We start from the raw sequence: 25444 nt of genomic DNA on the forward strand, positions 1-25444 counted from the left end.
TCCCCCGGGGGCGGCGCAAAGCGCCTGCCCGGGCTACCGGACCGCCGGTAGCCCGGATAAGGCGTTAGCCGCAATCCGGGGAGTTCCGCGGGACTAGTTTTGCCCGTAATAGGCGTTCGCGCCGTGTTTACGCAGATAGTGTTTATCGAGCAGTTCAGACTGCATATCCGGCAGCTGTGGCGCCAGCTGGCGCGAGAAGAGGCCCATGTAGGCGCACTCCTCCAGCACCACGGCGTTATGTACGGCGTCGGCGGCGTCTTTACCCCAGGCAAAGGGGCCGTGCGAATGGACCAATACCGCCGGGATTTGCGCCGGATCCAGGCCGCGCTGTTCAAAGGTTTTAATAATCACCTCACCGGTCTGATACTCATACTCGCCGTTAATCTCCTCAACGGTCATCCGTCGGGTACAGGGGATCGCGCCATAGAAGTAGTCGGCGTGGGTGGTGCCCCAGGCGGGGAGATCGAGCCCGGCCTGCGACCAGATCGTCGCGTGGCGGGAGTGGGTATGCACGATCCCGCCGATCTGCGGATAGCGGCGATAAAGCGCCAGATGCGTTGGCGTATCTGAAGAGGGTTTTTTACCGCCTTCAACGACTTTACCGCTGGCCATCTCTACGACCACCATATCGTCGGCGGTCATCACCTCATATTCGACGCCGGAGGGCTTAATGACCATCAGCTTGCGCGTTTCATCGACCGCGCTGACGTTGCCCCAGGTAAAGGTGACCAGGCCGTGTGCGGGGAGGGCCAGGTTTGCCGCCAGTACCTCGGCTTTCAGTTGTTCTAACATGTGAATCCCCCTTCCTGCATCCGTGATTCAATCCAGCGCCGGGCCTGGATAATCTCCAGCACCGGCTCGCTGGCTTTCTCCGTCCACATCTCAATCAAAAATGAACCGCGGTAGTTCAGTTCGCGCAGCGTCTTAAAAATGCCGACAAAATCGACGCATCCTTCGCCGAACGGCACGTCGCGGAACTGGCCAGGGCTATCGTCGGTCACGGGCAGCGTATCTTTCAGGTGGATGGCGGCGATACGATCGATGCCCAGCTTCAGCTCGGCGGTGACGTCGTTTCCCCAGGCGCTGAGGTTGCCGACGTCCGGGTAGACGGTAAACCACGGTGACGAAAGCATCTCGTCCCACTTTTTCCATTTGCTGATGGAGTTCATAAAGGCGGTGTCCATGATCTCCACCGCCAGCATTACCTGCGCGGCGGCGGCCTGTTCTACCGCCCAGGCCAGCCCTTCGGCAAAACGCTGCCGGGTGCCTTCATCATGCTCTTCGTAATAGACGTCGTAACCCGCCAGCTGGATGGTGCGGATCCCCAGATCGCGCGCCAGGCGGATGGCTTTGGTCATAATCTCTCGCGCCCGATCGCGTACCGCTTCATCGCGGCTGCCAAAGGGGAAACGGCGATGGGCGGACAAGCACATCGAGGGAATGGCGACGCCGGTTTCCAGCATCGCGCTCACCAGCGATGCGCGCTGGGCCGGGGTCCACTCCAGGCGCGAAAGGCGTTCATCGGTCTCGTCCACCGACATTTCGACAAAATCAAAACCGCAGCTTTTGGCCAGTACCAGCCGCTCAGGCCAGCTGAGATCCTTCGCCAGCGCTTTTTCATAAATACCTAACGGGTGGTTACGCATGCTGTTCTCCCCAGATAGCGTCGATTTGCGCGTGGAATTCGGCGGCAACCCGCGCCGGATGGGCGGCGCCTGCCAGCGCGCGCCCGGCAATAAAGGCTTTGACGTTGATATCTTTGAACAGCGGTAGATCGGCTGGGGTAATGCCGCCGGTAATCGACAGCTCAAGGCCAATATCGGACAGCGCTTTCATGCGCGCCAGATCCGCCTCCCCCCACTGCTGCCCGCTGGCCTGGGCATCGCGTCCGCGATGGTAAATTGCCTGATGGACGCCGGTACGGTACCAGGCGCGGGCGTCATCCAGGGTCCAGTTGCCGAACAGCTCCATCTGAATTTCACCGCCGCAGGCCTGGGCCACGGCGTGGCCTTTCTCGACCGTGGCGAGCGGTGCGGCGCAGATGATGGTCATCCAGTTGGCGCCAGCGCCAAAGGCCTGCTGCGCCAGGGTTTCACCGGCGTCGGCGACTTTCCAGTCGGCGACGATGATCTTCCCCGGACACTGGGCGCGCAGGGCTTTAACCGCGCTAAGCCCTTCGGTTAAGCAGAGGATGGTTCCCGCCTCCACAATATCAACGTGATCCTGTAGCAGGGCGACATCGCGCTGCGCAGCCTGAAGGCTGGTATGGTCGAGCGCCAGCTGCAGTAATGGTCGGCTCATAATGCGTGCTCCTTAATACGGGCGTGATAGCCCTGTAGTGCTTCAATCAAATGCAGGTAGTGGCGGTATTTGCGCTGATAGCGCGCGTGGGCGGTCATATCGGGTAGCAGCGTGCGTACCGGGTGCTGCCGGGCGCGCCGGGCTTCGCTAAAGCTGCGGTATACGCCGGTGCCGACGCGAGCGGCGAGGGCCGCGCCAAAGCAGCCGGTCTCTTCCACCTGCGGGAGTTCAATGCGTAAGCCGCTGACGTCCGCCAGCATCTGCATCCAGACGTCGGAGTGCGCCGGGCCGCCGGTGACGCGCAGGGCCTGAACGTTTGTAAAGCGTTCGCGCATACGGTTGAGGTGGGTCATATGGCTAAATACCACGCCTTCATAAACCGCCTGCAGCAGGTGCGCGCGGGTATGCAGCGCCTGCATGCCGTAAAAGCCGCAGGTCATCTCCAGCCCGGCGTTGCTGCCATAGAGAAACGGCAGAAAAAACAGCTCGCTCCCGGCTTTCGGCAGGCTGGCGACGGCCTGATTGATCTCATCAAACGAGAGATCGCCCCACTGGGCGGTAAACCATTCGAGGTTGCCGGACGAGGTCGGGCTGGCTTCGTGAACGATATACTGGCCGTCATTGACGTAGCGGCCATAGACGTAAGGGTGGGCCTCATGGTCGCGCAGGCCGTGAGCGATACCGCTGGTGACGGCCCAGGTCCCCATCACCGCATTGAGGGTCGACTCATCCTCAATCCCGGCGCAAAGGGCGGTGGAGACCACGTCAAACAGGCCGCCAACGACGGGAGTACCCGCCGCCAGACCGGTTAAAGCGGCTGCCTGAGCGGTGATCTCCCCGCAAATTTCGGCTGACCCTACAACGGGGGGCAGCGCGCTATCGATTTCACCGATGCCCAGCCACTCGGTCAGGCGCGGGTCGTACTGGCCCATGGCCATGTTGTAGAGGTTGGACTCGGAGATGTTGCTCTCCTCGCAGCCCTTCGCGCCGGTTAAGCACCAGCGCAGATAGTCATGCCCCATCATCACGCAGCCAATTTGCGCGTAGCGCTGGGGTTCATTCTCTTTTACCCAGCGCAGCAAAGAAGCCGGATGTCCGGTCCATAGCGTCTGGCGGGTAACGGGATAGAGCCGTTCGGGAATACGGTCCCGCTGCCAGCGCTGAACGATTTTCAGCGCCCGACGATCGGAGGAGAGGATGGCGTTACCCAGCGGCCGATCCTGCTTATCGAGGAGAAAGAGGCCCTTACCCTGAGCGGAGATGCCCACGCCTTTAATCTGTTCGCCGGATACACCTGCCTGCTGTAATAGCCCGGCAATGGTCGCCGCGCAGTGTTGCCAGAGCTGGCGCATGTCGCGTTCGGCGTAACCCGGCAGGGGCGACATCGTCCGTAGCGCTTGCCGCACAATGCCATGTTCATGACCTTCGGCGTCATATAAACCGGCTTTCAGATAGGTGCCGCCGCAATCAATACCCAGCCAGAAGGCCTGTTTCTTGCTCATCTTTCGCATCTCATTGTTACCGGGTGAACCCGGCATATTTCGCAGGCCCGGCAGGCGCAGCGCCGCCGGGCTCGAGTTTACGCAGTGCGTTTATGTGGATTTATCGTCTTTACCGGCGCAGCACCGGCATCGCATTTCGCCGGCAGCAGCAGCGCCATCAGCGCGGCCAGCGCCAGGGAGATCGCCAGGCAATAGACGCCGGCGTCTTTGCTGTACAGCGTGATCAGCACCCCGACCGCATAAGGGCCACAAAATCCGCCGAGGTTGCCAAGCGCGTTGATAACCCCGCGCGCGCCGCCCGCCATTTCCGCGCTGAACAGACGTGCCGGGATGGTCCAGAACACGCCAGCCGCCGATTGCAGGAAGAATCCGCAGCCGACCAGCGCGGCATAGGAGAGCCAAATTTGGTTTTTCAGCGCCACCGACAGGAACATGCACAGAGCGAAGCCAATCAGCGGCAGGCAGACGAACAGCTTGCGTTTACCGGTTCGGTCTGAAAGGGAGGAAAACAGGAACATCCCGGCAATGGCGCCGACGTACGGCAGAATGGCGAGCATGCCGACCTGCCCCATGCTGCTATGGGTCAATTCTTTCAGAATGGTGGGTAGCCACAGGGTGTAGCCGTAAATGCCGGTCTGGTAGAAGAAGTTCAGGGCGATAAGCTGCCACATGGTTTTGTCGGAGAGAACGGCGCTCAGAGAGGCGTTTTTCACCTCGGTGCCGGCAATGGCTTTTTGCTCCGCGGCCAGCGTCTCGACCAGATAGCGCTTCTCTGCTTCGGAAATCCAGCGCGCTTCCTGCGGACGGTCATAGATGGTGTATGCCCACAGAACCAGAACAACCAGCGAGAGCAAACCTTCGATAATAAACAGCCAGCGCCAGTCGAGAACCGTGATAATCCAGCCTGAGAGCGGGGCGGTGATAATCCCGGCAATCGGCACAAACATAATGACAATCGCGTTGGCGCGACCGCGTTCAGCGTCGGGGAACCAGTTACTGATCATCGTGAGAACGACCGGCAGCATACCGCCTTCCGCCACGCCCAGTAAGAAGCGCAGGGCCAGCAGCTGGTACTGATTGGTAATTAACCCCGTCAGCACGGAGATGACCGCCCAGGCGACCAGCGACCAGCCGATAAATTTCTTACCGCTACCGTGAACGGCAATTTTCCCGCCGGGAACCTGTAAAAATAGATAACCGATAAAGAAAATACCGCCCGCCAGCCCCGCCATGGTGGCGGAAATACCTAAGTCGGCATCCATACCTCCGGGCATCGCAAAGGCAATATTGACCCGGTCCATATAAGAAATAATACAAGTGATCAGTATAGGCGGAATGATTCTTAACCAGCGCTGGCGCGGTATATCTTTGGTTGTAGAGTTAGAGGTTATATTCATCTTTATAGTCTCGTAATATTAAAAATATTCTGGTGATGAAGGTGATTATTATTATTGTGCTTGTTTTAGCGCGGAGATGCCGTCGCGTAATATCGCGATGCGATGATCAACGTTTGCGCTGGCATTAATTTCCAGTAATTTAATGCCTGAAAATTGCAGGGGGGCGGTTCCTGCGCAGGCAAATAATTCACGAGCGTGTTCGGTGGTCATCAGGCTCTGCGGGCAGAAAGGCGCGAACGGCGCGTGTAAATCCTGCCATTCGCCGTACTCGCCGGTTTGCGTCGTGCCAGAAAACATCAGCGCGCCGAGCTTTCCTGCCCGTTTTACCTGCTGCGTATGGGTGAGCGGTAGCACGGTATTCCGCCCTTCAATGGCCGAACGCGCCCAGTTAATACAAATGCTAACGTCATAATCGGCAATGGCTTCCAGCACGTTTTCTAACGGCAAAAATCCTTTGCGCGGCGCGCTGCCGGTCATCGCGTCGCAGTGCTCCAGCACCAGCTCGCAGGACCAGTCCCAGCGGGTAATTTCTTTTAATGAACGGGCAAAGGCGTCGGTAGCCTGAGTCACGTTGGCATTGCCCGCCAGCGGGGCGGCGTGAAGCTCAAGGGCAATGACCTTTCCGGCGGTAGTGCCATTGATTTTAGCGATCTTCTGCTGCAGGTGGCGATAGTACTCCACGCAGGCTTTGCGCTGCGTTTCGTCGCTGGACGCCAGCCCAAAGCCGCCGTTTTCACCGCGGCGGCGCATGGTTTCCATGATGGCGGTAACGACAATCTGCCAGTGTCCCGGGGTATGGCGCAATAACCACTCGTCGCCGAGCGGATGAAGATGTTCAAGGCAGGGTTGCTCCAGCCCGCGAATATCCGGGGTGTCGGAGAGCTGCCGCCAGAATTCCGTCTCTTCCTCTTCACTCTTTTGGTGAAATGAGGGTGCACAGGGGTACGCACCGATAATGTAACCGGTATTATTCGAATTCATTTTGTGCTCCTTCTTATAAAACTGAAATAGCGACCTTAACGACTATTTTGCGGATCGGCGTGGCTACAGTTTTATTACATCCAGGACGATGAACATCTTGTGGGAAAAATATCGCATAGTTGCCTGGCGTCATTTCAAAGAACGATTCATGTTCGCTGTCGTGATAGAAAATAATATCGCGCTGTTCTAACAAAGATTCGCTGATTTGATTATTGCCGGTATCAATGGCGATACCGATTTTTTCTTCGCCCGATGCCAGAAACTGGATATCCAGATAGCGACGGTGGACCTCCGGACGATTTTCAGCGGCATCGCGAGTGGTTAAGTCGATAACCTGCGCGAAGATGTTTTGGCCGTCGATTTCCACGACGCCGGGTGCCAGCGCGTGGAAATCCGTCGTGCGCAGGAACTCAAGCGCCCGCTCAATGGCCGCGGGCAGACGACACGGATTAGGTTGAGCAATATGACCAAAAATCATGGGTGAGCTCCTTACAGCGCCTGAATTTTGGCCCATACGCTGTCATCGACGGTAATGCCGTTGCGGCGGTTTTCATCCAGCAGACGGGTAAATTCATGGCCAGGAAGACGGACCGCCACATTTTCATCGGCGCGCTCGGCGGTGGTGATGAAATCCATAATCCGTTGCAGCTTGGCGTCGCGGGTTGCGCCGTCGATCAGCTTATCCACTTCAATAGCGATGAAGATCTGCGAAACGCCATATTCATCGCTGTTTTCCTGGGTCACTTCGGCAACCGACGATCCGTTGGAGAGGAGGGTGGCAATCATATCCAGCACGATCGACAGGCCGGAACCTTTCCAGTAGCCCATGGGTAATATGCGGCGATTTTTCTCGATCGTCCCCGGCTCTTTGGTCAAACGACCGTCATCGTCGAATCCGCCGTCCACGGGCAGTTCGCGGCCGGCAAGGCGGTTAACCTCCAGCATGCCGTAGGAGAACATCGACATCGACATATCCACCATGGTGATCGGCGTCGACGGAATGGCGACGATCAGCGGGTTGGTACCGATACGGCACTCTTTAGCGCCCCACGGCGGCATAACGGCGATGGAGTTGGTCCAGCAGATACCGATGTAGCCTTTTTCCGCCGCCTGCCAGCCGTAGCTGCCGCCGCGCATCCAGTGGTTAGCATTACGTAAGGCGACCAGGCCGATACCGTGATCGGAGGCCAGCTCAATGGCCCGATCCATCATCTTTTTCGCCGTCAGGTTGCCGATGGAACGCTGAGCATCCCACTGTTCGATGGCGCCGAGGCTGGTCACCCGCTGCGGTTTGGCTTCAGGAATAATGTCGCCGTTATCCAACTGCTGGATGAAGCGAGGAAAGCGGTTCACGCCGTGAGAATAGACGCCGGATTCGGTGGTGCGGGCAAACATTTCTGCGCAGGCATCGGCGGTTTCCGCGGCGACGCCACGCGCCAGCAGTACCCGATTGAATGCCTCTTTTAACTGCTCAAACGTGACTTTCATTGCTGTTTCCCTGGTCAGAGTTGATCGCTTTTTTATCTCTAAATTTCACTATGCGAAATCTGATTTCAAATATAGCGATCAATTTTTGTCAGATCAACGGGCAGCGTTATTTTTAAAAATCATAAAAATCATAAAGTTGTGTTTTTTCGGTTCAGATCGTGAACTGAAACACACTTTGCGCTACCATCTGAACGCGACAAAAATGGGAGCGGAAGCGATGGGCACAAAAGAGAGCGAGAACACGCAAGATAAAGAGAGGCCTGCCGGAAGTCAGAGCCTTTTTCGTGGGTTGATGCTAATTGAGATCCTGAGTAATTATCCAAATGGCTGTCCGCTGGCGCATCTGTCGGAACTGGCGGGACTGAACAAAAGTACCGTTCATCGCTTATTACAGGGGCTGCAGTCCTGCGGGTACGTGACGCCTGCCCCGGCGGCGGGGAGCTATCGTCTGACGACAAAATTTATCGCCGTTGGCCAAAAGGCGTTGTCGTCGCTGAATATTATCCACGTCGCGGCGCCGCATCTTGAGGCGCTTAACCTGGCCACCGGCGAGACGGTGAACTTCTCCAGCCGTGAAGATGACCACGCGATCCTGATTTATAAGCTGGAGCCGACCACCGGTATGCTGCGTACGCGCGCCTATATTGGCCAGCACATGCCGCTGTACTGCTCGGCAATGGGCAAGATTTATATGGCGTTTGGCCATCCTGACTACGTTGAGAGCTACTGGAATTCACACCAGGAGATTATTCAGCCGCTGACCCGTAATACCATTACCGGCTTGCCTGCGATGCATGATGAACTGGCGCAGATCCGCGAGCGAAATATGGCGATGGACAGGGAAGAGAACGAGCTGGGCGTGTCGTGCCTGGCTGTCCCCGTTTTTGATATCCATGGGCGCGTGCCTTATGCCATTTCTATCTCTCTATCAACATCGCGCCTCAAGCAGGTGGGAGAGAAAAATTTACTCAAGCCGCTGCGCGATACGGCAGAGGCGATTTCTCGTGAACTGGGCTTTTCCGTGCGGGAAGGTTAAAGCAAATGACCAGATAATCCCGGACATCTGAGAGAAAACGCCGCTGACTCCATTCAGGATCAAGGCGCGGAAGCGGTTTTTTCTGGCACTCTGCGTTTTTATCCCCAATGGAGCAAGGATGAACCGGTTTATTCTCGCGGATGCGGAAAAGTGCATCGGCTGCCGTACCTGTGAAGTCGCCTGCGTGGTGTCCCATCAGCAGGACCAGGACTGTTCTGGCGTCTCCGCCGCGCCCTTTGCGCCGCGGATCCGCGTGGTGAAAAATGATGAACTCTCGACGGCGACGCTGTGCCGCCAGTGCGAAGATGCGCCCTGCGCCAACGTCTGCCCCGAGGGCGCAATCCGCCGAGAAAATTCGGTCTGGCGCGTGGATCAGCGCCGCTGCATCGGATGCAAAAGCTGCATGGTAGCGTGCCCCTATGGCGCGATGACCGTGATGCGGGTGGAGGAGGGCGTACAGGCGCTGAAGTGCGATTTATGCAGCCATCGCGACGAAGGCCCGGCCTGCGTGGCGGCGTGCCCGACCCAGGCGCTGCGCTGCATGGAGCCGATGGAGCTGGAAAGAATAGCCGCTGAACGTCGCCAGCGGATGGCGCTGGCGATGTAGCCTGTTTCCCGGAGGCGGCGCTGGCGCGCGTGTTCGGGCTACGGGACGTGTAGCCCGGCTAAACGCAGTGCGAGCCGGGAATAGATCTGGCTTATTCGGGCCTATGACGGGTCCTGTTCACGCCAGGCGCGTTCAACTTCTTCGGCGAGAATCCTCACGCCCGCTTCAATTTTCTCCGGGTCCGGCACGTAGTTCATGCGCATGCATTGATGCGTGTGCGGCCATGGCTTATCCAGGCCCGGGAAGAAGTAGTCGCCCGGCACCATCAGAACGCCGCGCTTTTTCAGGCGCTGGTACAGCAGCTCGGTAGAAATCGGCAGATCCTTAAACCACAGCCAGAGGAAAATCGCCCCTTCCGGCTTATGAATCAGGCAGCGATCTTCCGGCAAATAGCGGCGAATAATGGCGATAGTCTCCTGCACGCGCTGATAATAGAACGGCTTTATCACCGTTTCTGACAGGCGCAGAAGATCGTTGCGCTTAATCATCTCGCACATCATGGCCGGCCCCATTCCACCGGGGGCGAGGCTGATAATGCCGTTCATATTGCTGATGGCGGTGATGATTTTTTCGTTAGCGATGATAATCCCGCAGCGGCTGCCCGGCAGGCCCAGCTTGGAGAGGCTCATGCACAGCACGATATTCGGATTCCACAGCGGCCTGGCGTCGCTGAAAATAATCCCCGGGAACGGAACGCCGTAGGCGTTATCAATCACCAACGGGATGCCGTGCTGGTTGGCCAGCGCATCCAGCTTGATCAGCTCATCGTCGGTGATCACGTTACCGGTTGGGTTGGTGGGGCGGGAAACGCAGATCATTCCCGTCTCGTCCGTGACCTGCAAATGTTCGAAATCCACGTGGTATTTAAACTGGCCCTCCGGCAGCAGTTCAATGTTCGGGCGAGTGGCGACAAACAGATCTTCTTCGAGGCCGGAATCGGCGTAGCCAATGTACTCAGGCGTCAACGGAAACAGCACTTTACGGGTGGTTCCATCCGCACGACGGCCTGCGAAGAGGTTAAACAAGTAGAAAAACGCGCTCTGGCTGCCATTTGTCAGTGCAATATTCTGTGGTTCGATCTCCCATCCCAGTTCGTCTCGCAGCATTTGTGCCAGCAGGGTCAGCAGCTCGCTTTTACCCTGCGGACCGTCATAATTACAAAGCGCATCAAGGGCTTTGCCGCTGTTCAGCATATCGGCCAGCAGGCTATGGAAGTAATCATTCATTTCCGGAATCTGCGCGGGATTGCCGCCGCCCAGCATGATGGCGCCCGGCGTACGCAGGCCGTCATTGAGGTCTTCCATCAAGCGGGTGATGCCCGAATGACGGGTAAATTTGTCGCCAAAAAGTGAAAATGTCATCGCGATTAGTCTGTCGGTATTCCAGGAAAGTGGGTAACCATAACGCCAGCGCAGACAGGGTGCAAATCGAGGTATCAGGAAGATATTTTGTTTTTATTCTGTGAGAGAAAACATTTTTGGATGTTTATCCTGAAAAGGCTCCCCGGACGCCAGGGGAGCCGTGGGTCAGAAAGCTACTGCTGACCTGCCCATACCACCATCACTTTGTCATCGCCGTTCTCGCGAATAAAGCCGTAGCCTTTCGCCATCGATAGCGTGGTTTGTTTACCCATACCAATCGCCGGGTGACGGGCGCGGAACTGGCCCAATTTCTCCCAGTGGGTCACGCTGCGCGCGGCTTTGCCGCTGACGTCCTGCCAGTTCATATCTGAACGCGTACCCTGAAGCGGATCGGAACCTGTCGGGCCGAACGGCCGTGAGGATTCATCGCCGTAGAAGATCTGCACTGCGCCGGGCGCGAGCAGCAGCAGTTCCGCCGCCGTGCTGCCGCCTTCGCGGAACAGGCTGGTATCATGCGAGGAGAGATAGCTTAACACGTTGAAATCCTGAAGCTTATCCGCCATATGTTGCCAGGTCAGGTCGATATTCGCCAGGCAGCTTGTCGCTTTTGCCGCCTGATCCTGATAATCAAAGTTCAGCATGGCGTCAAAGCCGTGGCGATAGTAGTCGCTCTGCATCACGCCGTGGCCCCAGGCTTCGCCGGTCATCCAGAACGGCGCGTTATCCAGCGCTTTGTCCGGGTTCGCTTTCTTCCATTCTGCTAGCGCTTCTGTGGCCTGAGTTTTTAACTGCAGCCAGGCCGCCTGCTCGACGTGCTTGGCGGTATCGACGCGGAAGCCGTCGATGCCGTAGTCGCGTACCCATTGGCTCAGCCAGTGGGTCAGATAATCGCGCGGCGTGTAGCCTGGGATCGCTTTGGCCGCGGTATCCGGCTTATGGCGATAGAAGTTCGGCAGGCCCGATGGCTCCGTGGATTCGGTTTTCAGATCCGGCAGGAAGGCCAGCGACATGGTCAGGTCGTCAAAGCCGGGGTTGTCGTAGTCGCCGATATCGGTGCGGATCCATTTTTTACCCCACCATTTCTCCCATCCGGCTTTATCGCTAAAGTTGATGTAATCGTTAAAGCTGTGCCAGCTTTGTCCCGCGCGGGGCTTCCAGTCTGTCCAGCGCTCTCCGAGGGTCTTTTTCAGTTCATCCCCCTGGATGTACAGCGAGCCAAACTGAAACTCCTGCATATCGGCCAGGGTCGCGTAGCCGGTGTGGTTCATCACCACGTCGAACAGAATGCGGATCCCACGCTTGTGGGCCTCATCGACGAGGCGGCGCAGATCGTCTTCCGTCCCCATATTGGCATCCAGCTTCGTCCAGTCCTGGATGTAATAGCCGTGATAGGCGTAATGCGGGAAATCGCCTTTCGTACCGCCGCCGACCCAGCCGTGGATTTGTTCCAGCGGCGAACTGATCCATAGCGCGTTAACGCCGAGCTGCTGGAGGTAATCCAGTTTGCTGGTCAGGCCCTGGAGATCGCCGCCGTGGAAGGTGCCAATTTCCTGCATGCCGTCTTTATGGCGACCATAGCTATTGTCGTTGGCCGGGTTGCCGTTGACAAAGCGATCGGTCAGGACGAAATAGACGGTGGCGTTATGCCAGTTGAACGGCGCGGCGGCTTCCGTATCCGCGCGTTCAAGCAGCAGCAGACCATTGCTATTAAACGCCGGCTGGAGGGTAATTTTACCGCCGCTGACGGTCGCGATATTGCCGCTGTAGAAGTCGCGAACTTGACTGCCTTCGGCAAAGGATTTGCTGACGTCAATGGTGAGCGGCTTGCCATCCCATTTCGGGCACTGCTTGATCTGCGGCGCGGCGGCGGTGGAGGTCTGTTTCTCTTCCAGAGAGACCATCAGGGTTGGCGTACCTGAACGGGTATCGACTTCCAGGGTATAGCGGCCATCGCGGAAGACGCGCCACTGCGGCGCCGGATCGCGGCAAGGCTCCATAGAGAGCATCTGGTTGAGCTTGATCGCGCCGGCAGGCTGCCAGCACTGTTGGTCAAACGTAATCCGCAGAGGGCGCGTACCCTTTGCTACCTCGTTTTGACTGATAAATCTGCCGGTGCCTTCTTCGGTAAAGGCGGGGAAATCTGCGGTAGTCCAGGCGGCGAAGGCCATCCCAGGCACCAGCAGCGACGCAAGCGCAGCGAGTTTCATTCCGGAGTCCTGTGTGCGGTTTTTTGTTCAGTTTGCGCGTCCGGTAGTCCCATGAACTCATCCCAGCGGCGCTTTTCCAGGGAGGATGGAAAAGGGTGAGTGATCGCGTTCAAAAAATGAGCAAAAAATGAGAGGGTAGTCGCATTTTTGTACTGTTGTCAGGAGGCGGAAACCGATTTCAGATGACAGCTTTTCGGAATTGGACTATTTCTGTGGGTGCGTCATCTGGGTATTTTTGATACTATTCGCGATTCAACTATCGATTTTTTGTGAAAAACAAGGCGTTGGAATGATTGCATCCGACCAGGAGACCTAATGATATCGACTCCCATTCGACGATATGGGGCCGCGATACTCATGTTACTTACCTGCATATTTTCAGGTAGTGTGCTGGCAACAACACACACAGCAACAACGAGTCATAAAGCCCCAATCGTTAAGAAGAAAAGTACCGTTAAAGTAAGCAAGGTAAGCAGTAAACAAGAGTATTCTCGCAATAGTGTAAAGAGCAGTTCACTTCCTGATTTGCGAAAATACCCTTCCGGGACACCAAGGAAAAAAGCGTTTCTCCGGACGGTAATGCCTTATATTACGAAACAGAATCAGGTGATTACCGCCGATCGTAACTGGCTTGTTTCCAAACAGTACGATGCGCGCTGGTCGCCGAGCGAGCGTACGCGGCTGAAAGAGATCGCCTCTCGCTATAAAGTGAAGTGGTCCGGCAATACTCGCCATATTCCATGGAATTCGCTGCTTGAGCGCGTCGACATTATCCCGAATAGCATGGTCGCTACCATGGCAGCGGCGGAAAGCGGCTGGGGAACGTCAAAGCTGGCGCGGGTGAACAACAATCTGTTTGGTATGAAGTGTGGCGGTGGAAACTGCCGCGGCGCGGTGAAGGGCTACTCCCAGTTTGATTCGGTGGAAGAGTCCGTTCAGGCCTATGTCAGAAATCTGAATACGCATCCGGCCTACTCGTCGTTCCGTAAATCGCGTGCGCAGCTGCGTAAAGCCGATCAGGAAGTGACCGCCAGCACGATGATTCATAAGCTGAAGGGCTATTCGACCAAAGGGTCAAGCTATAACAACTATCTCTTCGCGATGTATCAGGATAACCAGCGGTTGATAGCCGCACACATGTAATTGCTCTTGCATGTCATCATTAATGCCCGGCGCGTAAGCCCGGGCATTTTTCTTTGCGCGCTACATCATCACTTCGCTGTGCCGGTCGCGGTACTCCTTCGGCGTCACGTCGTACTCTTTCTTAAACACCGAGTAGAAATACTGCAGCGAGGGATAGCCGCACATCTGCGAGATTTCGTTAATCGAAAGGGTGGTCGATACCAGCAGGCTACGGGCTTTTTCCAGTTTTTCGCTGTGGATCACCGTATGAATGGTCTCGCCCACTTCTTCTTTGAAGCGCTTTTCCAGATTCGAGCGGGAAATGCCGACGGCGTCCAGCACCTGCTCTACCTTAATCCCTTTACAGGCGTGGTTACGAATATAGTGCATCGCCTGAATAACCGAGGGATCGGTGAGCGAGCGGTAGTCGGTGGAGCGGCGCTCAACCACGCGCATCGGCGGGATAAGCTGGCGCTGAAGCGGTAGCTCTTCATTCTCCAGCAGGCGATGCAGCAGCTTTGCCGCCTGATAGCCCATCTGGCGTGTGCCCTGCGCAACGGAAGACAGCGCCACGCGCGACAGGTAGCGAGTAAGCTCTTCGTTATCTATGCCAATAACGCACAGCTTTTCCGGTACCGGAATATGCAGGCGCTCGCAGGCCTGTAATACGTGGCGGGCGCGGGCGTCGGTAACGGCGATGATGCCGGTTTGCGGCGGCAGGGTTTGCAGCCAGTCGGCGAGGCGATTTTGCGCATGCTGCCAGTTTTCGGGCGCCGTCTCGAGACCCTGATAGACCACGCCGCGATATTTCTCTCTGGCGACCAGCTGGCAAAACGCGTGTTCGCGCTCGGCGGCCCAGCCCTTACAGCTGGAAGCGGGCAGGCCGTAAAAGGCGAAGCGGTTGATGCCTTTTTCTTTGAGGTGCAGAAAGGCGCTCTCGACCAGCGCGGCATTGTCGGTGGCGATATAGTGAACCGGCGGATAGCATTCCGGCCGGTGGAAGGAGCCGCCAACGCCGACAATCGGCACATTGACGTCGATCAGCAGATTTTCAATTTCCGGATCGTCATAATCAGCAATGACGCCGTCGCCTAACCACTCCTTAATGTTTTCAATCCGCGCCCGAAAATCTTCCTCAATGAAGATATCCCATTCCAATTGCGATGCCTGGAGATATTCGCCAACGCCCTCAACGACCTGACGGTCATAGGCCTTGTTGGCGTTGAATAACAGCGTAATACGGTGACGCTTTTCAAACATAGTGTTGTTCCTGGTCTCTCTTGCAGGCCATACAATACCGGCCAATGCCCGGATTATTTCAAGTTACTTGTGCCTAAGTTTGGCTGTAGCGCAAATAATTCGGGCATTTTTTTTCACTGTCCTCAGTTCCGACGTTTAGTGGCTGAATCCATCCACACCGCGAGCAATAAAATGACCCCTTTGACGATGTACTGCCAGAAGGTGGCGACATCCATCATGCTCATGCCGTTATCCAGCGCGGACATGATGAAAGCGCCCATGACCGCGCCCGCGACGCTGCCGATGCCGCCGGCCAGGCTGGTACCGCCGATCACGCAGGCGGCGATGGCGTCCAGTTCGGCGATGTTGCCGGCGGAAGGGGAACCGGCGCCCAGGCGCGAGCTGAGAATCAACCCGGCGATCGCCACCATCAGGCCGTTAATGGCGAACACCGCCAGCTTGGTGCGCTCCACGCTGATACCGGATAAACGCGCGGCCTCCAGATTGCCGCCGATGGCGTAGATGCGCCGCCCGAACGCGGTACGGGTGGCCATAAACATGCCCGCCAGCAGCAGCGCGGTGAGAATCAGTACCGGCGTCGGGACGCCGCGATAGTCGTTTAACAGCCAGATGGCACCCAGCACGATAACGGCGGTGATCGTCTGGCGGCCGACGGTTGAGGCGGAGGCGGGCGTGGAGAGGCCCAGAGCCTGGCGTCGCATACGGCCGCGCCACTGCCAGATAATAAACGCCGCCATACCCAGCACGCCGATGCCAAAGCCAATACCATCAGGCAGATAGCTCTGGCCGATTTGCGACATCGCCGGACTGGTGGGAGAAACGGTGGTGCCGTTGGTGATGCCTATCAGAATACCGCGAAATGCCAGCATCCCGGCGAGCGTCACGATAAACGAGGGGACCTTACGATAGGCAACCCACCAACCGTTCCAGGCCCCCAGCAGCAGACCCAGGACCAGGGTAACCACAATCGTCAGCGGTAGCGGCCAACCGAGCCAGACGTCAAAAATCGCCGCCGCGCCGCCGAGCAGGCCCATCATTGAGCCCACGGAGAGGTCGATCTCGGCGGAAATAATCACAAACACCATGCCGACCGCGAGAATGCCGGTGATAGCGGTCTGGCGCAGCAGGTTGGAGATATTACGCGCGCTCAGATAGGCGCCTTCGGTGGTCCAGGTGAAAAACAGCATAATGGCCACGATAGCGGCGATCATCACGAATACCTGGAGGTTCATCCCCTTCAGCCCTGACAGCGCGCCGGCGGCAGGCGGGGTGAGTTTCATTTCAGACGACGTGTTCTTCGACATGGCGTTCGCTCCTCAGTGCGGCTTCCATTACCTGTTCCTGGGTCAGGCCCTGGTTGATCAAATTAGCCTTCAGTTTGCCCTCATGCATCACCAACACACGGTCGCTTAGGCCAAGCACTTCGGGCAGCTCGGATGAAATAACAATGACGGCGATCCCCTGCTGCACCAGCTGATTAATCAACTTGTAGATTTCGTACTTGGCGCCGATATCGATGCCGCGAGTCGGCTCATCGAGTATCAGAATGCGCGGGTTCAGCAACAGGCAGCGGGCGAGGATCGCCTTTTGCTGATTGCCGCCGCTCAGACGACCGATCGCCAGCTCCGGCGACGAGGTTTTGATCTTCAAACGCTGGATGGATTGCTGAATACAGAGCTGCTCTCCGGCATCGTCAAGGCTGCTCAGCGGACCGGTAAACTGGTTTAACGCGGCGAGGGTGATGTTTTTACCCACCGCCATAACCGGCACGATGCCGTCTTTCTTTCTGTCTTCCGGCACCATGGCGATGCCCTGGGCGATAGCCTGCTGGCAGGTGTGAATCGTCACCGGTTGACCATCAATAAAGATTTTTCCCTGCCAGCGGCCCGGCCAGACGCCGAACAGACACTGCACCGCTTCGGTTCGGCCCGCGCCGACCAGCCCGGCAATCCCCAGAATTTCGCCGCGCCGCAGCGAGAAGGAGACGTCATTGACGCGCTTAATGTGGCGATTCACCGGATGCCAGGCCGTCAGGTTCTCCACCCGCAGGATTTCATCGCCGCAGCTGTGGGCTTCGCTCGGGTAGAGGGCGGTAAGCTCGCGGCCGACCATCATGGTGATAATGTCATCTTCGCTCATGCCGTCAGCGTTGCGGGTGCCGATATGCTGCCCATCGCGGATCACGCAGATGGTGTCGGAGATGGCTTTGACTTCATTGAGCTTGTGGGAAATGTAAATGCAGGCAATACCGTGATTTTGCAAATCGCGAATAATATTCAGCAGAATTGCCGTCTCTTGTTCCGTTAATGAGGCGGTGGGTTCGTCGAGAATTAACAACCGCACCTGCTTGTTCAGCGCTTTTGCTATTTCAACCAGCTGCTGCTGACCAAGGCCTAAATCGCCGACGCGGGTGTCGGGTGATATGGCTAAATTGACCTGGGCCAGCAGCTTCTCGCAGCGCAAAGTCATGGTTTCATAATCCAGCAGACCGTGGCGGGAGATCTCCGCGCCGAGAAAAATGTTCTCCAGCACGGTCAGATGTTTTACCAGCGCCAGCTCCTGATGAATGATGGCGATACCTTTGCGCTCGGTATCGCGAATATGGCCCGGCTGCAAAGTTTCCCCGGAAAAAATAATTTCCCCCTCATAGCTACCGTGCGGATATATTCCGCACAGCACCTTCATGAGCGTGGATTTCCCGGAGCCGTTTTCTCCGCACAGCGAGACGACTTCCCCGGCGTTAAGCCGCAGACTGACATTATCAATCGCCTTCACCGTACCGAAGGTTTTAGTTATGTTTTTCATTTCGAGTAACCAGGACATAGAGGCTCCGCATAAGCGATATCCGGCTGGATGGGGCAACGCCCCCGGAAGAGGGCGTCAGAGATTACAGCTCGCTTTTTTTGTGGAAACCGTCCTTGATCACCGTCTGGTCAATGTTGTCTTTATTGACCTCAATGGGGGTCAGCAGCCGTGACGGGACATCTTTCAGCCCGTTGTTGAGCGTGGAGTCGGCCTGCGGCTGCCTGTCGTTGCCCAGTTCGACGGCGATTTCAGCCGCGGTGGTGGCAAGGGTGGTGATAGGTTTATAGACGGTCATCGTTTGGGTGCCGGCGATAATGCGCTTCACGCCGGCGAGGTCGGCATCCTGTCCTGATATGGCGACTTTGCCTGCGAGTCCCTGGGCGCTTAATGCCTGGATGGCGCCGCCGGCGGTGGCGTCGTTGGAGGCGACGACCGCATCAATTTTGTTGTTGTTGGCGGTCAGGGCATTTTCCATAATTTTCAACGCATTTTCCGGTAACCATCCGTCGACCCATTGATCGCCGACGATTTTAATTTTCCCTTCATCAACATAAGGCTTGAGGACTTTCATTTGTCCGGCGCGGAAAAGCTTGGCGTTATTGTCTACCGGCGAGCCGCCCATCAAGAAATAGTTACCCTGAGGCACTTTATCGACCAAACTTTGCGCCTGCATTTCACCCACTTTTTCATTATTAAATGAAATATAAAAATCAATGTCGGCGTTATTGATAAGACGATCGTAGGCGAGAACTTTAATTCCCTCCTGTTTGGCCTCTTTTATGACATTGCTCAGCACCTGGCCGTTATAGGGAATAATCACCAGAACGTCGACGCCGCGGTTGATCATATTTTCGATTTGCGACATTTGCGTTTCTTCGTTGCCATTGGCTGACTGGACGAATACTTTTGCACCTAATGATTCAGCTTTGTTGACAAAAATATCGCGATCTTTTTGCCAGCGTTCCAGACGCAGGTCGTCAATCGCCATGCCAATTTTAACTTCTTTAGCAATGCCCGACAGGCTGGTGAGGAGGAGTGAAGCGCAGAGCGTTAGGCAAAGGTTCTTTATCTTCATAATAATAACACCTTTTTTGTAAAGTGCAGGATGAGACGAACGATAAAAATAAACGGCCTGATACCTGGCAGATTTTTAACGCGGAAAGGAGCGCTGGCAATTATCTATGCTTATTTTGCCGTTATGAAATTTTGTTTATTTGTTAATTTATGACCGCGATCGTACTTTAATAATAAGTTATCACCGTATTTCATTGATCTCTCGTGGCGGAAGCGGCGGAATGGGGCCGCTGACGTATTATTTTTGCGACCTGGCGCACGTTTGTGGATTCTCTCAATCACGGTGTGAAATAACGTAATTGAGGAAACTAAAAAGAGAATTCTATATTGGCTTATGACTTATTACTCGCCGCACCCCTGAATATGGAGTTCATTATGCAGACCTATTTTGATCAGCTCGATCGCGTTCGTTATGAAGGCCCGAAATCCGCTAACCCACTGGCTTTCCGTCATTACAACCCGGATGAGCTGGTGCTGGGCAAACGGATGGAAGACCATTTACGCTTTGCGGCCTGCTACTGGCACACCTTCTGCTGGAACGGTGCCGATATGTTCGGCGTGGGCTCCTTTAACCGCCCGTGGCAGCAGCCGGGTGAAGCAATGGAAATGGCGAAACGTAAAGCCGATGTCGCTTTTGAGTTTTTCCACAAACTGAACGTACCGTACTACTGCTTCCACGACGTTGACGTTTCTCCTGAAGGGGCATCGCTGAAAGAGTATGCCAATAACTTCGCGCAAATGGTTGATGTGCTGGCGGAAAAACAGCAGCAAAGCGGCGTCAAGCTGCTGTGGGGCACGGCAAATTGCTTTACGAACCCGCGTTACGGCGCCGGTGCGGCAACCAACCCGGATCCGGAAGTGTTCAGCTGGGCGGCGACCCAGGTGGTGACCGCGATGGATGCGACCCACAAACTGGGCGGTGAAAACTACGTCCTGTGGGGCGGTCGCGAAGGCTATGAAACCCTGCTGAACACCGACTTGCGTCAGGAACGCGAGCAGATTGGCCGCTTTATGCAGCTGGTCGTTGAGCATAAACATAAAATCGGCTTCCAGGGTACGCTGCTGATTGAACCGAAACCGCAGGAGCCCACCAAGCATCAGTACGATTACGACGCGTCTACCGTCTACGGCTTCCTGAAACAGTTCGGCCTGGAAAAAGAGATTAAGCTGAACATCGAAGCGAACCATGCGACGCTGGCTGGCCACACGTTCCACCACGAAATTGCTACCGCCATCGCCCTCGGCCTGTTTGGTTCCGTTGACGCTAACCGCGGCGACCCGCAGCTGGGCTGGGATACCGACCAGTTCCCGAACAGCGTTGAAGAGAACGCGCTGGTGATGTACGAAATCCTTAAAGCGGGCGGCTTCACCACCGGCGGCCTGAACTTTGATGCTAAAGTGCGTCGTCAGAGCACCGACAAATACGACCTGTTCTACGGCCACATCGGCGCGATGGACACCATGGCGCTGGCGCTGAAAGTTGCTGCCCGTATGATTGAAGGCGGCGAGCTGGATAAACGCGTTGCTAAACGCTATGCCGGCTGGAACGGCGAGCTGGGTCAGCAGATCCTTAAAGGCCAGATGAACCTGGCGGACATCGCCCAGTATGCCACTCAGCATAACCTGGCGCCTCAGCACCAGAGCGGCCATCAGGAACTGCTTGAAAACGTGGTTAACCGCTACCTCTTTGATCGCTGATGATGGCGAAAATGCCCGGCGGGTCCGGGCATGGGTTTAACCGATGCTTTATTCCCGTCAGTAAGGAGAGGCCGTATGTATATCGGGATTGATCTGGGCACCTCGGGCGTTAAGGCTATTCTGCTCAACGAGCAGGGGGAGGTCGTGGCTTCGCACACCGAAAAGCTCAACGTGTCGCGTCCGCACCCTTTATGGTCTGAACAAGATCCAGAGCACTGGTGGCTGGCGACGGACGGCGCGATGAAAGCGCTAGGGGCGCAGCACTCTTTGCGCGCGGTTAAAGCGTTAGGCATTGCGGGTCAGATGCACGGTGCGACGCTGCTCGATAAGCAACAGCGCGTCCTGCGCCCGGCGATCTTGTGGAATGATGGCCGCTGCGGCGAGGAGTGCGCGCTGCTGGAAGAGAAAGTCAGCCGTTCACGACAGATCACCGGCAATCTGATGATGCCGGGATTTACCGCGCCGAAGCTGCTGTGGGTGCAACGTCACGAGCCCGAGATTTTTAGGCAAGTCGATAAGGTTCTGCTGCCAAAAGATTATTTACGTTTGCGTATGACTGGCGAATTTGCCAGCGATATGTCCGATGCCGCCGGAACGATGTGGATGGACGTGGCGCGCCGCGACTGGAGCGATGAAATGCTCGCCGCCTGTGGGTTGAGCCGCGATAACATGCCCGCGCTTTTCGAAGGCTGCGAAGTAACGGGCTCGCTGCGCCCGGCCGTCGCGCAAGCGTGGAATATGCCGGAAGTATTGGTGGTGGCCGGCGGCGGCGACAACGCGGCGGGAGCGGTTGGCGTGGGTATGGCGGATGCGGGCCAGGCGATGCTGTCGCTGGGGACCTCAGGCGTCTACTTTGCCGTCAGCGACGGCTTTCTTAGCAAACCGGAAAGCGCCGTTCACAGCTTCTGCCACGCGTTGCCCGGGCGCTGGCATCTGATGTCGGTCATGCTGAGCGCGGCTTCCTGCCTCGATTGGGCGGCGACCTTAACCGGCCTCGGCACGGTTCCGGCGCTAATTGCGGCGGCGGAAGCGGCGAACGACGATGCCGATCCGGTCTGGTTTTTGCCTTACCTCTCGGGTGAACGCACGCCGCACAACAATCCGCAGGCGAAAGGCGTCTTTTTCGGCCTGACTCATCAACACGGTCCGGCGGAGCTGGCGCGGGCGGTGCTGGAGGGAGTCGGTTATGCCCTGGCGGACGGCATGGATGTGGTTCACGCCTGCGGCGTCAAACCGGAGAGCGTCACGCTGATTGGCGGCGGCGCGCGCAGCGCCTACTGGCGGCAAATGCTGGCGGATATTAGCGGCCAGCAGCTTGATTTCCGCACCGGCGGCGATGTCGGACCGGCGCTTGGCGCGGCGCGGCTGGCGCAGCTGGCGCTGCATCGAAATGTCGCGTTTTCCGATCTGCTCCCGCAGCTCCCGCTGGAACAGGCTCATCTTCCGGATGCCGAGCGCTTTGCGCGTTACGCCCCCCGTCGGGAAACTTTCCGCCAGATTTATCAGCAGCTTTTACCGTTGATGTCCTGAAACATTCGCCCCTGTTCATGGGGCGAATTCATCTAATGAATGTTTTTAAAAATATCTAGTTATCGAGTGTATTGATATATTCCGAATTTGTCGTTTCAGATGTGAAAAGTGCGGATAATCACGTTCTGGCAGTACACAATGGGGCCTGTCTTATGCCAGGGAGGCTTCATGAAAAATAATATTATTCCTAAGCTATTGATGTCCCTTGGGGCACTGGTTTATCTGCTGGGGATCTGGCGCACCTGTCCGTTATTTAGCGGCAAGGGCTATTTCCTCGGCGTTCTGGTGATGGGCATGTTCGCGATTTTAGCGCATCAACGCACGTTGCGGGAGAAGGCGCCAGACGATGGTTTTGCTTCGCTATGTCGCCTTGTGCTCCTGCTGTCGGTCGGTTTACTGATGGTCGGCGCCTGGTTCGTACCCGCCGGATGGGATGAGAAGATCATCTACGTGGCGGCCTGGTTTGTGTGCTTATACGGCGTTTCCGCGATGCCTCATAAAGCGCTGGCCGCACAGATGGCGCAGAAAGATTCCTCAGAACGGCCTTAACTGACAAAGCGGCGGACATCAAAGCGCTGAACCAGCATCGAGAGCAATAAACTTCCCAGCAGCGCAGCGCTGAATATCCAGACAATATCCAATAATGGCCAGCGGGACAGCGCCAGTCCGCTGGCGCGGAGCGCGTGGATAATCAGCGCATGAAAGCCGTAAATCCCTAACGAATGGCGTGCAATCAGCGCAATAAGCGGCAACTCACGCCTGGTCAGCGTATTTTTTACCAGCGTCAGAAGCGCTATCGCGCAGACAAAAACCGCGGGGCCGCAGTATAAATACCAGGTATCGCCAAAGTCGCCGCGCCAGCGCAGTTCGTGCAGCGTGCCGCGTGATATGACCCATACTCCCGCGATGAATAGGCCAGCGCAGAGCGCAGTCAGCCATTTTTTATCACTATTCATCATGCCGATTGCCCGCCCTAACACGCCGTACATCACATAGTAAAACGTATCCCCGTTGATATAGAGATTGACCGGCAGCCACTCGACTCCTCCCGCTTTCACCGTCACCATATTAGGGTTCGCCAAAAGCCCGACGATCGCCATCAGCGCTAGCAGCATCTTGCCGCTCACCGGTTTGACCTGAACCAGCGGCGAAAGCAGGTAAATGACAACGATAGCGAAGAAGAACCACAGATGATAGAACACCGGTTTTTGCAGCAAATTCTTCAGCGATAGCTCAACGTTGATGTGGGTAAACAGGGTGATATAGAGCAGCGACAGCGCGCTGTAAAAGAGGATGCACAGCGCGATGCGCAAAAAATGCCGGGGCTGAGCGCTGCGCTCGCCGAAAAACAGATAGCCTGAAATCATGAAAAACAGCGGCACGCTGACGCGAGACGCGGAGTTGAGGATATTGGCAACATCCCACGTCAGCAGGCTGATGGTGTGCGGGTGCGTGATATACCAGGCGGTGCTATGAATCATGACGACCATCAGGCAGGCAATACCGCGCAAATGGGTAATCCAGTGTATTTTTTCCTGCATCAGTACCTCTGTTTCTCCTTCTCAGACAGGGTCTGACTGCCCTTATCCGCTTGTATCGCAGTGGAATAATCCGAGTTTTTCGTCATAGACTTGTCGAGGTGTGGTCCAATTCGCACAATGAGCCGGTTATTTAACGTAACCTGCACGATAACAATTTACTAACAAGGCGGTCGAGAAAAAATGGTGATGAAATATGCGTTTTCTGGACTGCTGCTGTGCATGCTTGCGGGCTGTAGCGCACCGCCGCCTCAGCCAGCGCAGAAGGCGCAAAAAGCGCGGATAACGCCGCAGGCGACCCTCAATATGGCGCAGTTGTGCAAGGATAATGCCGCCGTACGTTACAGTACAGGCGCGCGTCAGATTGACGTCAGCCATTTCGAGCAATTCCGGGGGAGCTACGAGCTTTCGGGCAAGACTGCGCGGAATGAACGCTTTATCTGTTCTTTTGATCCGGAGGGGCAGTTTTTGCATCTTTCCATGCGCTAAATGCGCCCGCGGTGGCGCTTATTTCCGCAATTTTCCCTAAACAATCCCGTTTCATACTGTATATCTCGCAGCCAGCGGGTATACTGGCTCCTTCCTTTAAATCCACACGTATCCAGCACGAAATCATATGCAAAAGTTTGATACCAGGACCTTCCAGGGCCTGATCCTGACCTTACAGGATTACTGGGCTCGCCAGGGCTGCACCATTGTTCAACCACTGGACATGGAAGTCGGCGCAGGCACTTCTCACCCAATGACCTGCTTACGCGCATTGGGCCCAGAGCCGATGGCAACCGCCTACGTGCAGCCTTCCCGCCGTCCGACCGATGGTCGCTACGGTGAAAACCCGAACCGTTTACAGCACTACTATCAGTTCCAGGTGGTGATAAAACCCTCTCCGGATAATATCCAGGAGCTGTACCTTGGGTCTCTGAAAGAGCTGGGTATGGATCCGACCATCCACGACATTCGCTTCGTCGAAGACAACTGGGAAAACCCGACGCTGGGCGCCTGGGGTCTGGGTTGGGAAGTGTGGCTGAACGGTATGGAAGTCACGCAGTTCACCTACTTCCAGCAGGTTGGCGGCCTGGAGTGTAAGCCGGTAACCGGCGAGATCACCTACGGTCTGGAGCGCCTGGCGATGTATATCCAGGGTGTCGACAGCGTTTACGATCTGGTCTGGAGCGATGGCCCGCTGGGTAAAACTACCTACGGCGACGTGTTCCATCAGAACGAAGTGGAGCAATCCACCTACAACTTCGAATACGCCGACGTGGACTTCCTGTTCTCCTGCTTCGAGCAGTATGAGAAAGAAGCCCAGCAGCTGCTGGCGCTGGAAAACCCGCTGCCGCTGCCTGCTTACGAACGCATTCTGAAAGCCGCCCATAGCTTTAACCTGCTGGACGCGCGTAAAGCCATCTCCGTCACCGAGCGTCAGCGCTATATTCTGCGCATTCGCACCCTGACCAAAGCAGTGGCTGAAGCTTACTATGCTTCCCGTGAAGCCCTTGGCTTCCCGATGTGCAACAAGAATAAATAAGAGGCGGCC

The 25444-nt window shown here is 56.3% G+C and carries 23 protein-coding genes; 8 read left to right on the forward strand and 15 right to left on the reverse strand.

The window, feature by feature from the left end:
- Positions 1–93: 93 nt before the first annotated feature.
- From araD to yiaK, 8 genes are all read right to left on the reverse strand, one after another.
- Positions 94–792: an L-ribulose-5-phosphate 4-epimerase gene (gene araD, locus GUC22_RS00870; protein ID WP_004137783.1), complete on the reverse strand. Its 699-nt coding sequence runs from the start codon at positions 790–792 to the stop codon at positions 94–96.
- The gene (locus GUC22_RS00875) at positions 786–1646 is read right to left on the reverse strand and encodes an L-ribulose-5-phosphate 3-epimerase (protein WP_024359740.1); all 861 of its coding nucleotides are present in this window, start codon (positions 1644–1646) and stop codon (positions 786–788) included. The genes araD and GUC22_RS00875 overlap by 7 nt, the downstream gene beginning before the upstream one ends.
- Positions 1639–2301, reverse strand: a complete 663-nt coding sequence (gene ulaD, locus GUC22_RS00880) for a 3-keto-L-gulonate-6-phosphate decarboxylase UlaD (RefSeq protein ID WP_004137786.1) — start codon at positions 2299–2301, stop codon at positions 1639–1641. Before ulaD ends, GUC22_RS00875 begins: the two co-directional genes overlap by 8 nt.
- The gene (locus GUC22_RS00885) at positions 2298–3803 is read right to left on the reverse strand and encodes an FGGY-family carbohydrate kinase (protein WP_049099781.1); all 1506 of its coding nucleotides are present in this window, start codon (positions 3801–3803) and stop codon (positions 2298–2300) included. Before GUC22_RS00885 ends, ulaD begins: the two co-directional genes overlap by 4 nt.
- Positions 3804–3880: 77 nt before the next feature.
- Entirely contained in the window at positions 3881–5200 is a 1320-nt protein-coding gene (locus GUC22_RS00890) for an MFS transporter (protein ID WP_004137789.1), read from the reverse strand.
- 51 nt (positions 5201–5251) lie between these two features.
- Positions 5252–6181, reverse strand: a complete 930-nt coding sequence (locus GUC22_RS00895; RefSeq protein WP_154955107.1) for a DUF4862 family protein — start codon at positions 6179–6181, stop codon at positions 5252–5254.
- Between the two features lie 13 nt (positions 6182–6194).
- Entirely contained in the window at positions 6195–6659 is a 465-nt protein-coding gene (locus tag GUC22_RS00900) for a YhcH/YjgK/YiaL family protein (RefSeq protein WP_024359744.1), read from the reverse strand.
- Between the two features lie 11 nt (positions 6660–6670).
- Positions 6671–7669: a 3-dehydro-L-gulonate 2-dehydrogenase gene (yiaK, locus tag GUC22_RS00905; protein ID WP_049099782.1), complete on the reverse strand. Its 999-nt coding sequence runs from the start codon at positions 7667–7669 to the stop codon at positions 6671–6673.
- A gap of 202 nt (positions 7670–7871) precedes the next feature.
- Here yiaK and yiaJ point away from each other — a divergent pair, with 202 nt between their 5' ends.
- Together yiaJ and GUC22_RS00915 are read left to right on the forward strand one after the other, a co-directional pair.
- On the forward strand, positions 7872–8705 hold the full coding sequence (yiaJ, locus tag GUC22_RS00910; protein ID WP_128804969.1) for an IclR family transcriptional regulator YiaJ: 834 nt from the start codon (positions 7872–7874) through the stop codon (positions 8703–8705).
- Between the two features lie 118 nt (positions 8706–8823).
- Positions 8824–9312 (forward strand): 4Fe-4S binding protein, encoded by a 489-nt coding sequence (locus GUC22_RS00915; protein ID WP_049130411.1) that lies wholly within the window; start codon positions 8824–8826, stop codon positions 9310–9312.
- 101 nt (positions 9313–9413) lie between these two features.
- Here the strand turns inward: GUC22_RS00915 and avtA are convergent, their stop codons facing one another.
- Positions 9414–10673, reverse strand: coding sequence for a valine--pyruvate transaminase (gene avtA / locus GUC22_RS00920; RefSeq protein ID WP_004137799.1), 1260 nt, complete (start codon positions 10671–10673; stop codon positions 9414–9416).
- 173 nt (positions 10674–10846) lie between these two features.
- Complete coding sequence (locus tag GUC22_RS00925) at positions 10847–12880, reverse strand: alpha-amylase (RefSeq protein ID WP_004137801.1); 2034 nt, start codon at positions 12878–12880, stop codon at positions 10847–10849.
- Between the two features lie 315 nt (positions 12881–13195).
- On the opposite strand from GUC22_RS00925, the gene GUC22_RS00930 reads away from it, so the two are divergent.
- Entirely contained in the window at positions 13196–14023 is an 828-nt protein-coding gene (locus GUC22_RS00930) for a protein bax (protein ID WP_071530269.1), read from the forward strand.
- Positions 14024–14083: 60 nt separating this feature from the next.
- Here GUC22_RS00930 and xylR read toward each other — a convergent pair whose 3' ends face one another.
- The 4 genes from xylR to xylF all read right to left on the reverse strand — a co-directional run bounded on the left by xylR (position 14084) and on the right by xylF (position 19142).
- Positions 14084–15262, reverse strand: coding sequence for a D-xylose utilization transcriptional activator XylR (gene xylR / locus GUC22_RS00935; protein ID WP_004126484.1), 1179 nt, complete (start codon positions 15260–15262; stop codon positions 14084–14086).
- A gap of 122 nt (positions 15263–15384) precedes the next feature.
- On the reverse strand, positions 15385–16566 hold the full coding sequence (gene xylH, locus GUC22_RS00940) for a xylose ABC transporter permease XylH (RefSeq protein WP_004137802.1): 1182 nt from the start codon (positions 16564–16566) through the stop codon (positions 15385–15387).
- The gene (locus GUC22_RS00945; RefSeq protein ID WP_064343314.1) at positions 16544–18085 is read right to left on the reverse strand and encodes a xylose ABC transporter ATP-binding protein; all 1542 of its coding nucleotides are present in this window, start codon (positions 18083–18085) and stop codon (positions 16544–16546) included. Before GUC22_RS00945 ends, xylH begins: the two co-directional genes overlap by 23 nt.
- Before the next feature lie 64 nt (positions 18086–18149).
- Positions 18150–19142 (reverse strand): D-xylose ABC transporter substrate-binding protein, encoded by a 993-nt coding sequence (xylF, locus tag GUC22_RS00950; protein WP_024359748.1) that lies wholly within the window; start codon positions 19140–19142, stop codon positions 18150–18152.
- A 374-nt stretch (positions 19143–19516) separates the two neighbouring features.
- Here xylF and xylA point away from each other — a divergent pair, with 374 nt between their 5' ends.
- The 3 genes from xylA to yiaB all read left to right on the forward strand — a co-directional run bounded on the left by xylA (position 19517) and on the right by yiaB (position 22918).
- The gene (gene xylA / locus GUC22_RS00955) at positions 19517–20839 is read left to right on the forward strand and encodes a xylose isomerase (protein WP_004137805.1); all 1323 of its coding nucleotides are present in this window, start codon (positions 19517–19519) and stop codon (positions 20837–20839) included.
- Positions 20840–20914: 75 nt separating this feature from the next.
- The gene (gene xylB, locus GUC22_RS00960; protein WP_064343313.1) at positions 20915–22369 is read left to right on the forward strand and encodes a xylulokinase; all 1455 of its coding nucleotides are present in this window, start codon (positions 20915–20917) and stop codon (positions 22367–22369) included.
- Positions 22370–22537: 168 nt separating this feature from the next.
- Complete coding sequence (gene yiaB / locus GUC22_RS00965) at positions 22538–22918, forward strand: inner membrane protein YiaB (protein WP_082237894.1); 381 nt, start codon at positions 22538–22540, stop codon at positions 22916–22918.
- On the opposite strand, the gene GUC22_RS00970 is transcribed toward yiaB, so the two are convergent.
- Positions 22915–23910 carry an acyltransferase gene (locus GUC22_RS00970; protein WP_049130418.1) on the reverse strand — a complete coding sequence of 332 codons (996 nt, stop codon included), beginning with the start codon at positions 23908–23910 and terminating at the stop codon, positions 22915–22917. The genes yiaB and GUC22_RS00970 overlap by 4 nt on opposite strands.
- Positions 23911–24090: 180 nt before the next feature.
- On the opposite strand from GUC22_RS00970, the gene GUC22_RS00975 reads away from it, so the two are divergent.
- A complete protein-coding gene (locus GUC22_RS00975) occupies positions 24091–24396 on the forward strand; it encodes a YsaB family lipoprotein (RefSeq protein WP_032711095.1) in 306 nt (101 codons plus the stop codon).
- Between the two features lie 127 nt (positions 24397–24523).
- Positions 24524–25435: a glycine--tRNA ligase subunit alpha gene (gene glyQ / locus GUC22_RS00980; protein WP_004126458.1), complete on the forward strand. Its 912-nt coding sequence runs from the start codon at positions 24524–24526 to the stop codon at positions 25433–25435.
- Positions 25436–25444: the final 9 nt, after the last annotated feature.

It is taken from the genome of Klebsiella sp. MPUS7, from assembly GCF_009905335.1.
Lineage (GTDB): Bacteria > Pseudomonadota > Gammaproteobacteria > Enterobacterales > Enterobacteriaceae > Klebsiella > Klebsiella grimontii.

Bases quoted from the DNA above. Each gene is read 5' to 3' on its own strand.
- araD (WP_004137783.1), bottom strand. From the start codon at position 792: ATGTTAGAACAACTGAAAGCCGAGGTACTGGCGGCAAACCTGGCCCTC.
- GUC22_RS00875 (WP_024359740.1), bottom strand. From the start codon at position 1,646: ATGCGTAACCACCCGTTAGGTATTTATGAAAAAGCGCTGGCGAAGGAT.
- ulaD (WP_004137786.1), bottom strand. From the start codon at position 2,301: ATGAGCCGACCATTACTGCAGCTGGCGCTCGACCATACCAGCCTTCAG.
- GUC22_RS00885 (WP_049099781.1), bottom strand. From the start codon at position 3,803: ATGAGCAAGAAACAGGCCTTCTGGCTGGGTATTGATTGCGGCGGCACC.
- GUC22_RS00890 (WP_004137789.1), bottom strand. From the start codon at position 5,200: ATGAATATAACCTCTAACTCTACAACCAAAGATATACCGCGCCAGCGC.
- GUC22_RS00895 (WP_154955107.1), bottom strand. From the start codon at position 6,181: ATGAATTCGAATAATACCGGTTACATTATCGGTGCGTACCCCTGTGCA.
- GUC22_RS00900 (WP_024359744.1), bottom strand. From the start codon at position 6,659: ATGATTTTTGGTCATATTGCTCAACCTAATCCGTGTCGTCTGCCCGCG.
- yiaK (WP_049099782.1), bottom strand. From the start codon at position 7,669: ATGAAAGTCACGTTTGAGCAGTTAAAAGAGGCATTCAATCGGGTACTG.
- yiaJ (WP_128804969.1), top strand. From the start codon at position 7,872: ATGGGAGCGGAAGCGATGGGCACAAAAGAGAGCGAGAACACGCAAGAT.
- GUC22_RS00915 (WP_049130411.1), top strand. From the start codon at position 8,824: ATGAACCGGTTTATTCTCGCGGATGCGGAAAAGTGCATCGGCTGCCGT.
- avtA (WP_004137799.1), bottom strand. From the start codon at position 10,673: ATGACATTTTCACTTTTTGGCGACAAATTTACCCGTCATTCGGGCATC.
- GUC22_RS00925 (WP_004137801.1), bottom strand. From the start codon at position 12,880: ATGAAACTCGCTGCGCTTGCGTCGCTGCTGGTGCCTGGGATGGCCTTC.
- GUC22_RS00930 (WP_071530269.1), top strand. From the start codon at position 13,196: ATGATATCGACTCCCATTCGACGATATGGGGCCGCGATACTCATGTTA.
- xylR (WP_004126484.1), bottom strand. From the start codon at position 15,262: ATGTTTGAAAAGCGTCACCGTATTACGCTGTTATTCAACGCCAACAAG.
- xylH (WP_004137802.1), bottom strand. From the start codon at position 16,566: ATGTCGAAGAACACGTCGTCTGAAATGAAACTCACCCCGCCTGCCGCC.
- GUC22_RS00945 (WP_064343314.1), bottom strand. From the start codon at position 18,085: ATGTCCTGGTTACTCGAAATGAAAAACATAACTAAAACCTTCGGTACG.
- xylF (WP_024359748.1), bottom strand. From the start codon at position 19,142: ATGAAGATAAAGAACCTTTGCCTAACGCTCTGCGCTTCACTCCTCCTC.
- xylA (WP_004137805.1), top strand. From the start codon at position 19,517: ATGCAGACCTATTTTGATCAGCTCGATCGCGTTCGTTATGAAGGCCCG.
- xylB (WP_064343313.1), top strand. From the start codon at position 20,915: ATGTATATCGGGATTGATCTGGGCACCTCGGGCGTTAAGGCTATTCTG.
- yiaB (WP_082237894.1), top strand. From the start codon at position 22,538: ATGAAAAATAATATTATTCCTAAGCTATTGATGTCCCTTGGGGCACTG.
- GUC22_RS00970 (WP_049130418.1), bottom strand. From the start codon at position 23,910: ATGCAGGAAAAAATACACTGGATTACCCATTTGCGCGGTATTGCCTGC.
- GUC22_RS00975 (WP_032711095.1), top strand. From the start codon at position 24,091: ATGGTGATGAAATATGCGTTTTCTGGACTGCTGCTGTGCATGCTTGCG.
- glyQ (WP_004126458.1), top strand. From the start codon at position 24,524: ATGCAAAAGTTTGATACCAGGACCTTCCAGGGCCTGATCCTGACCTTA.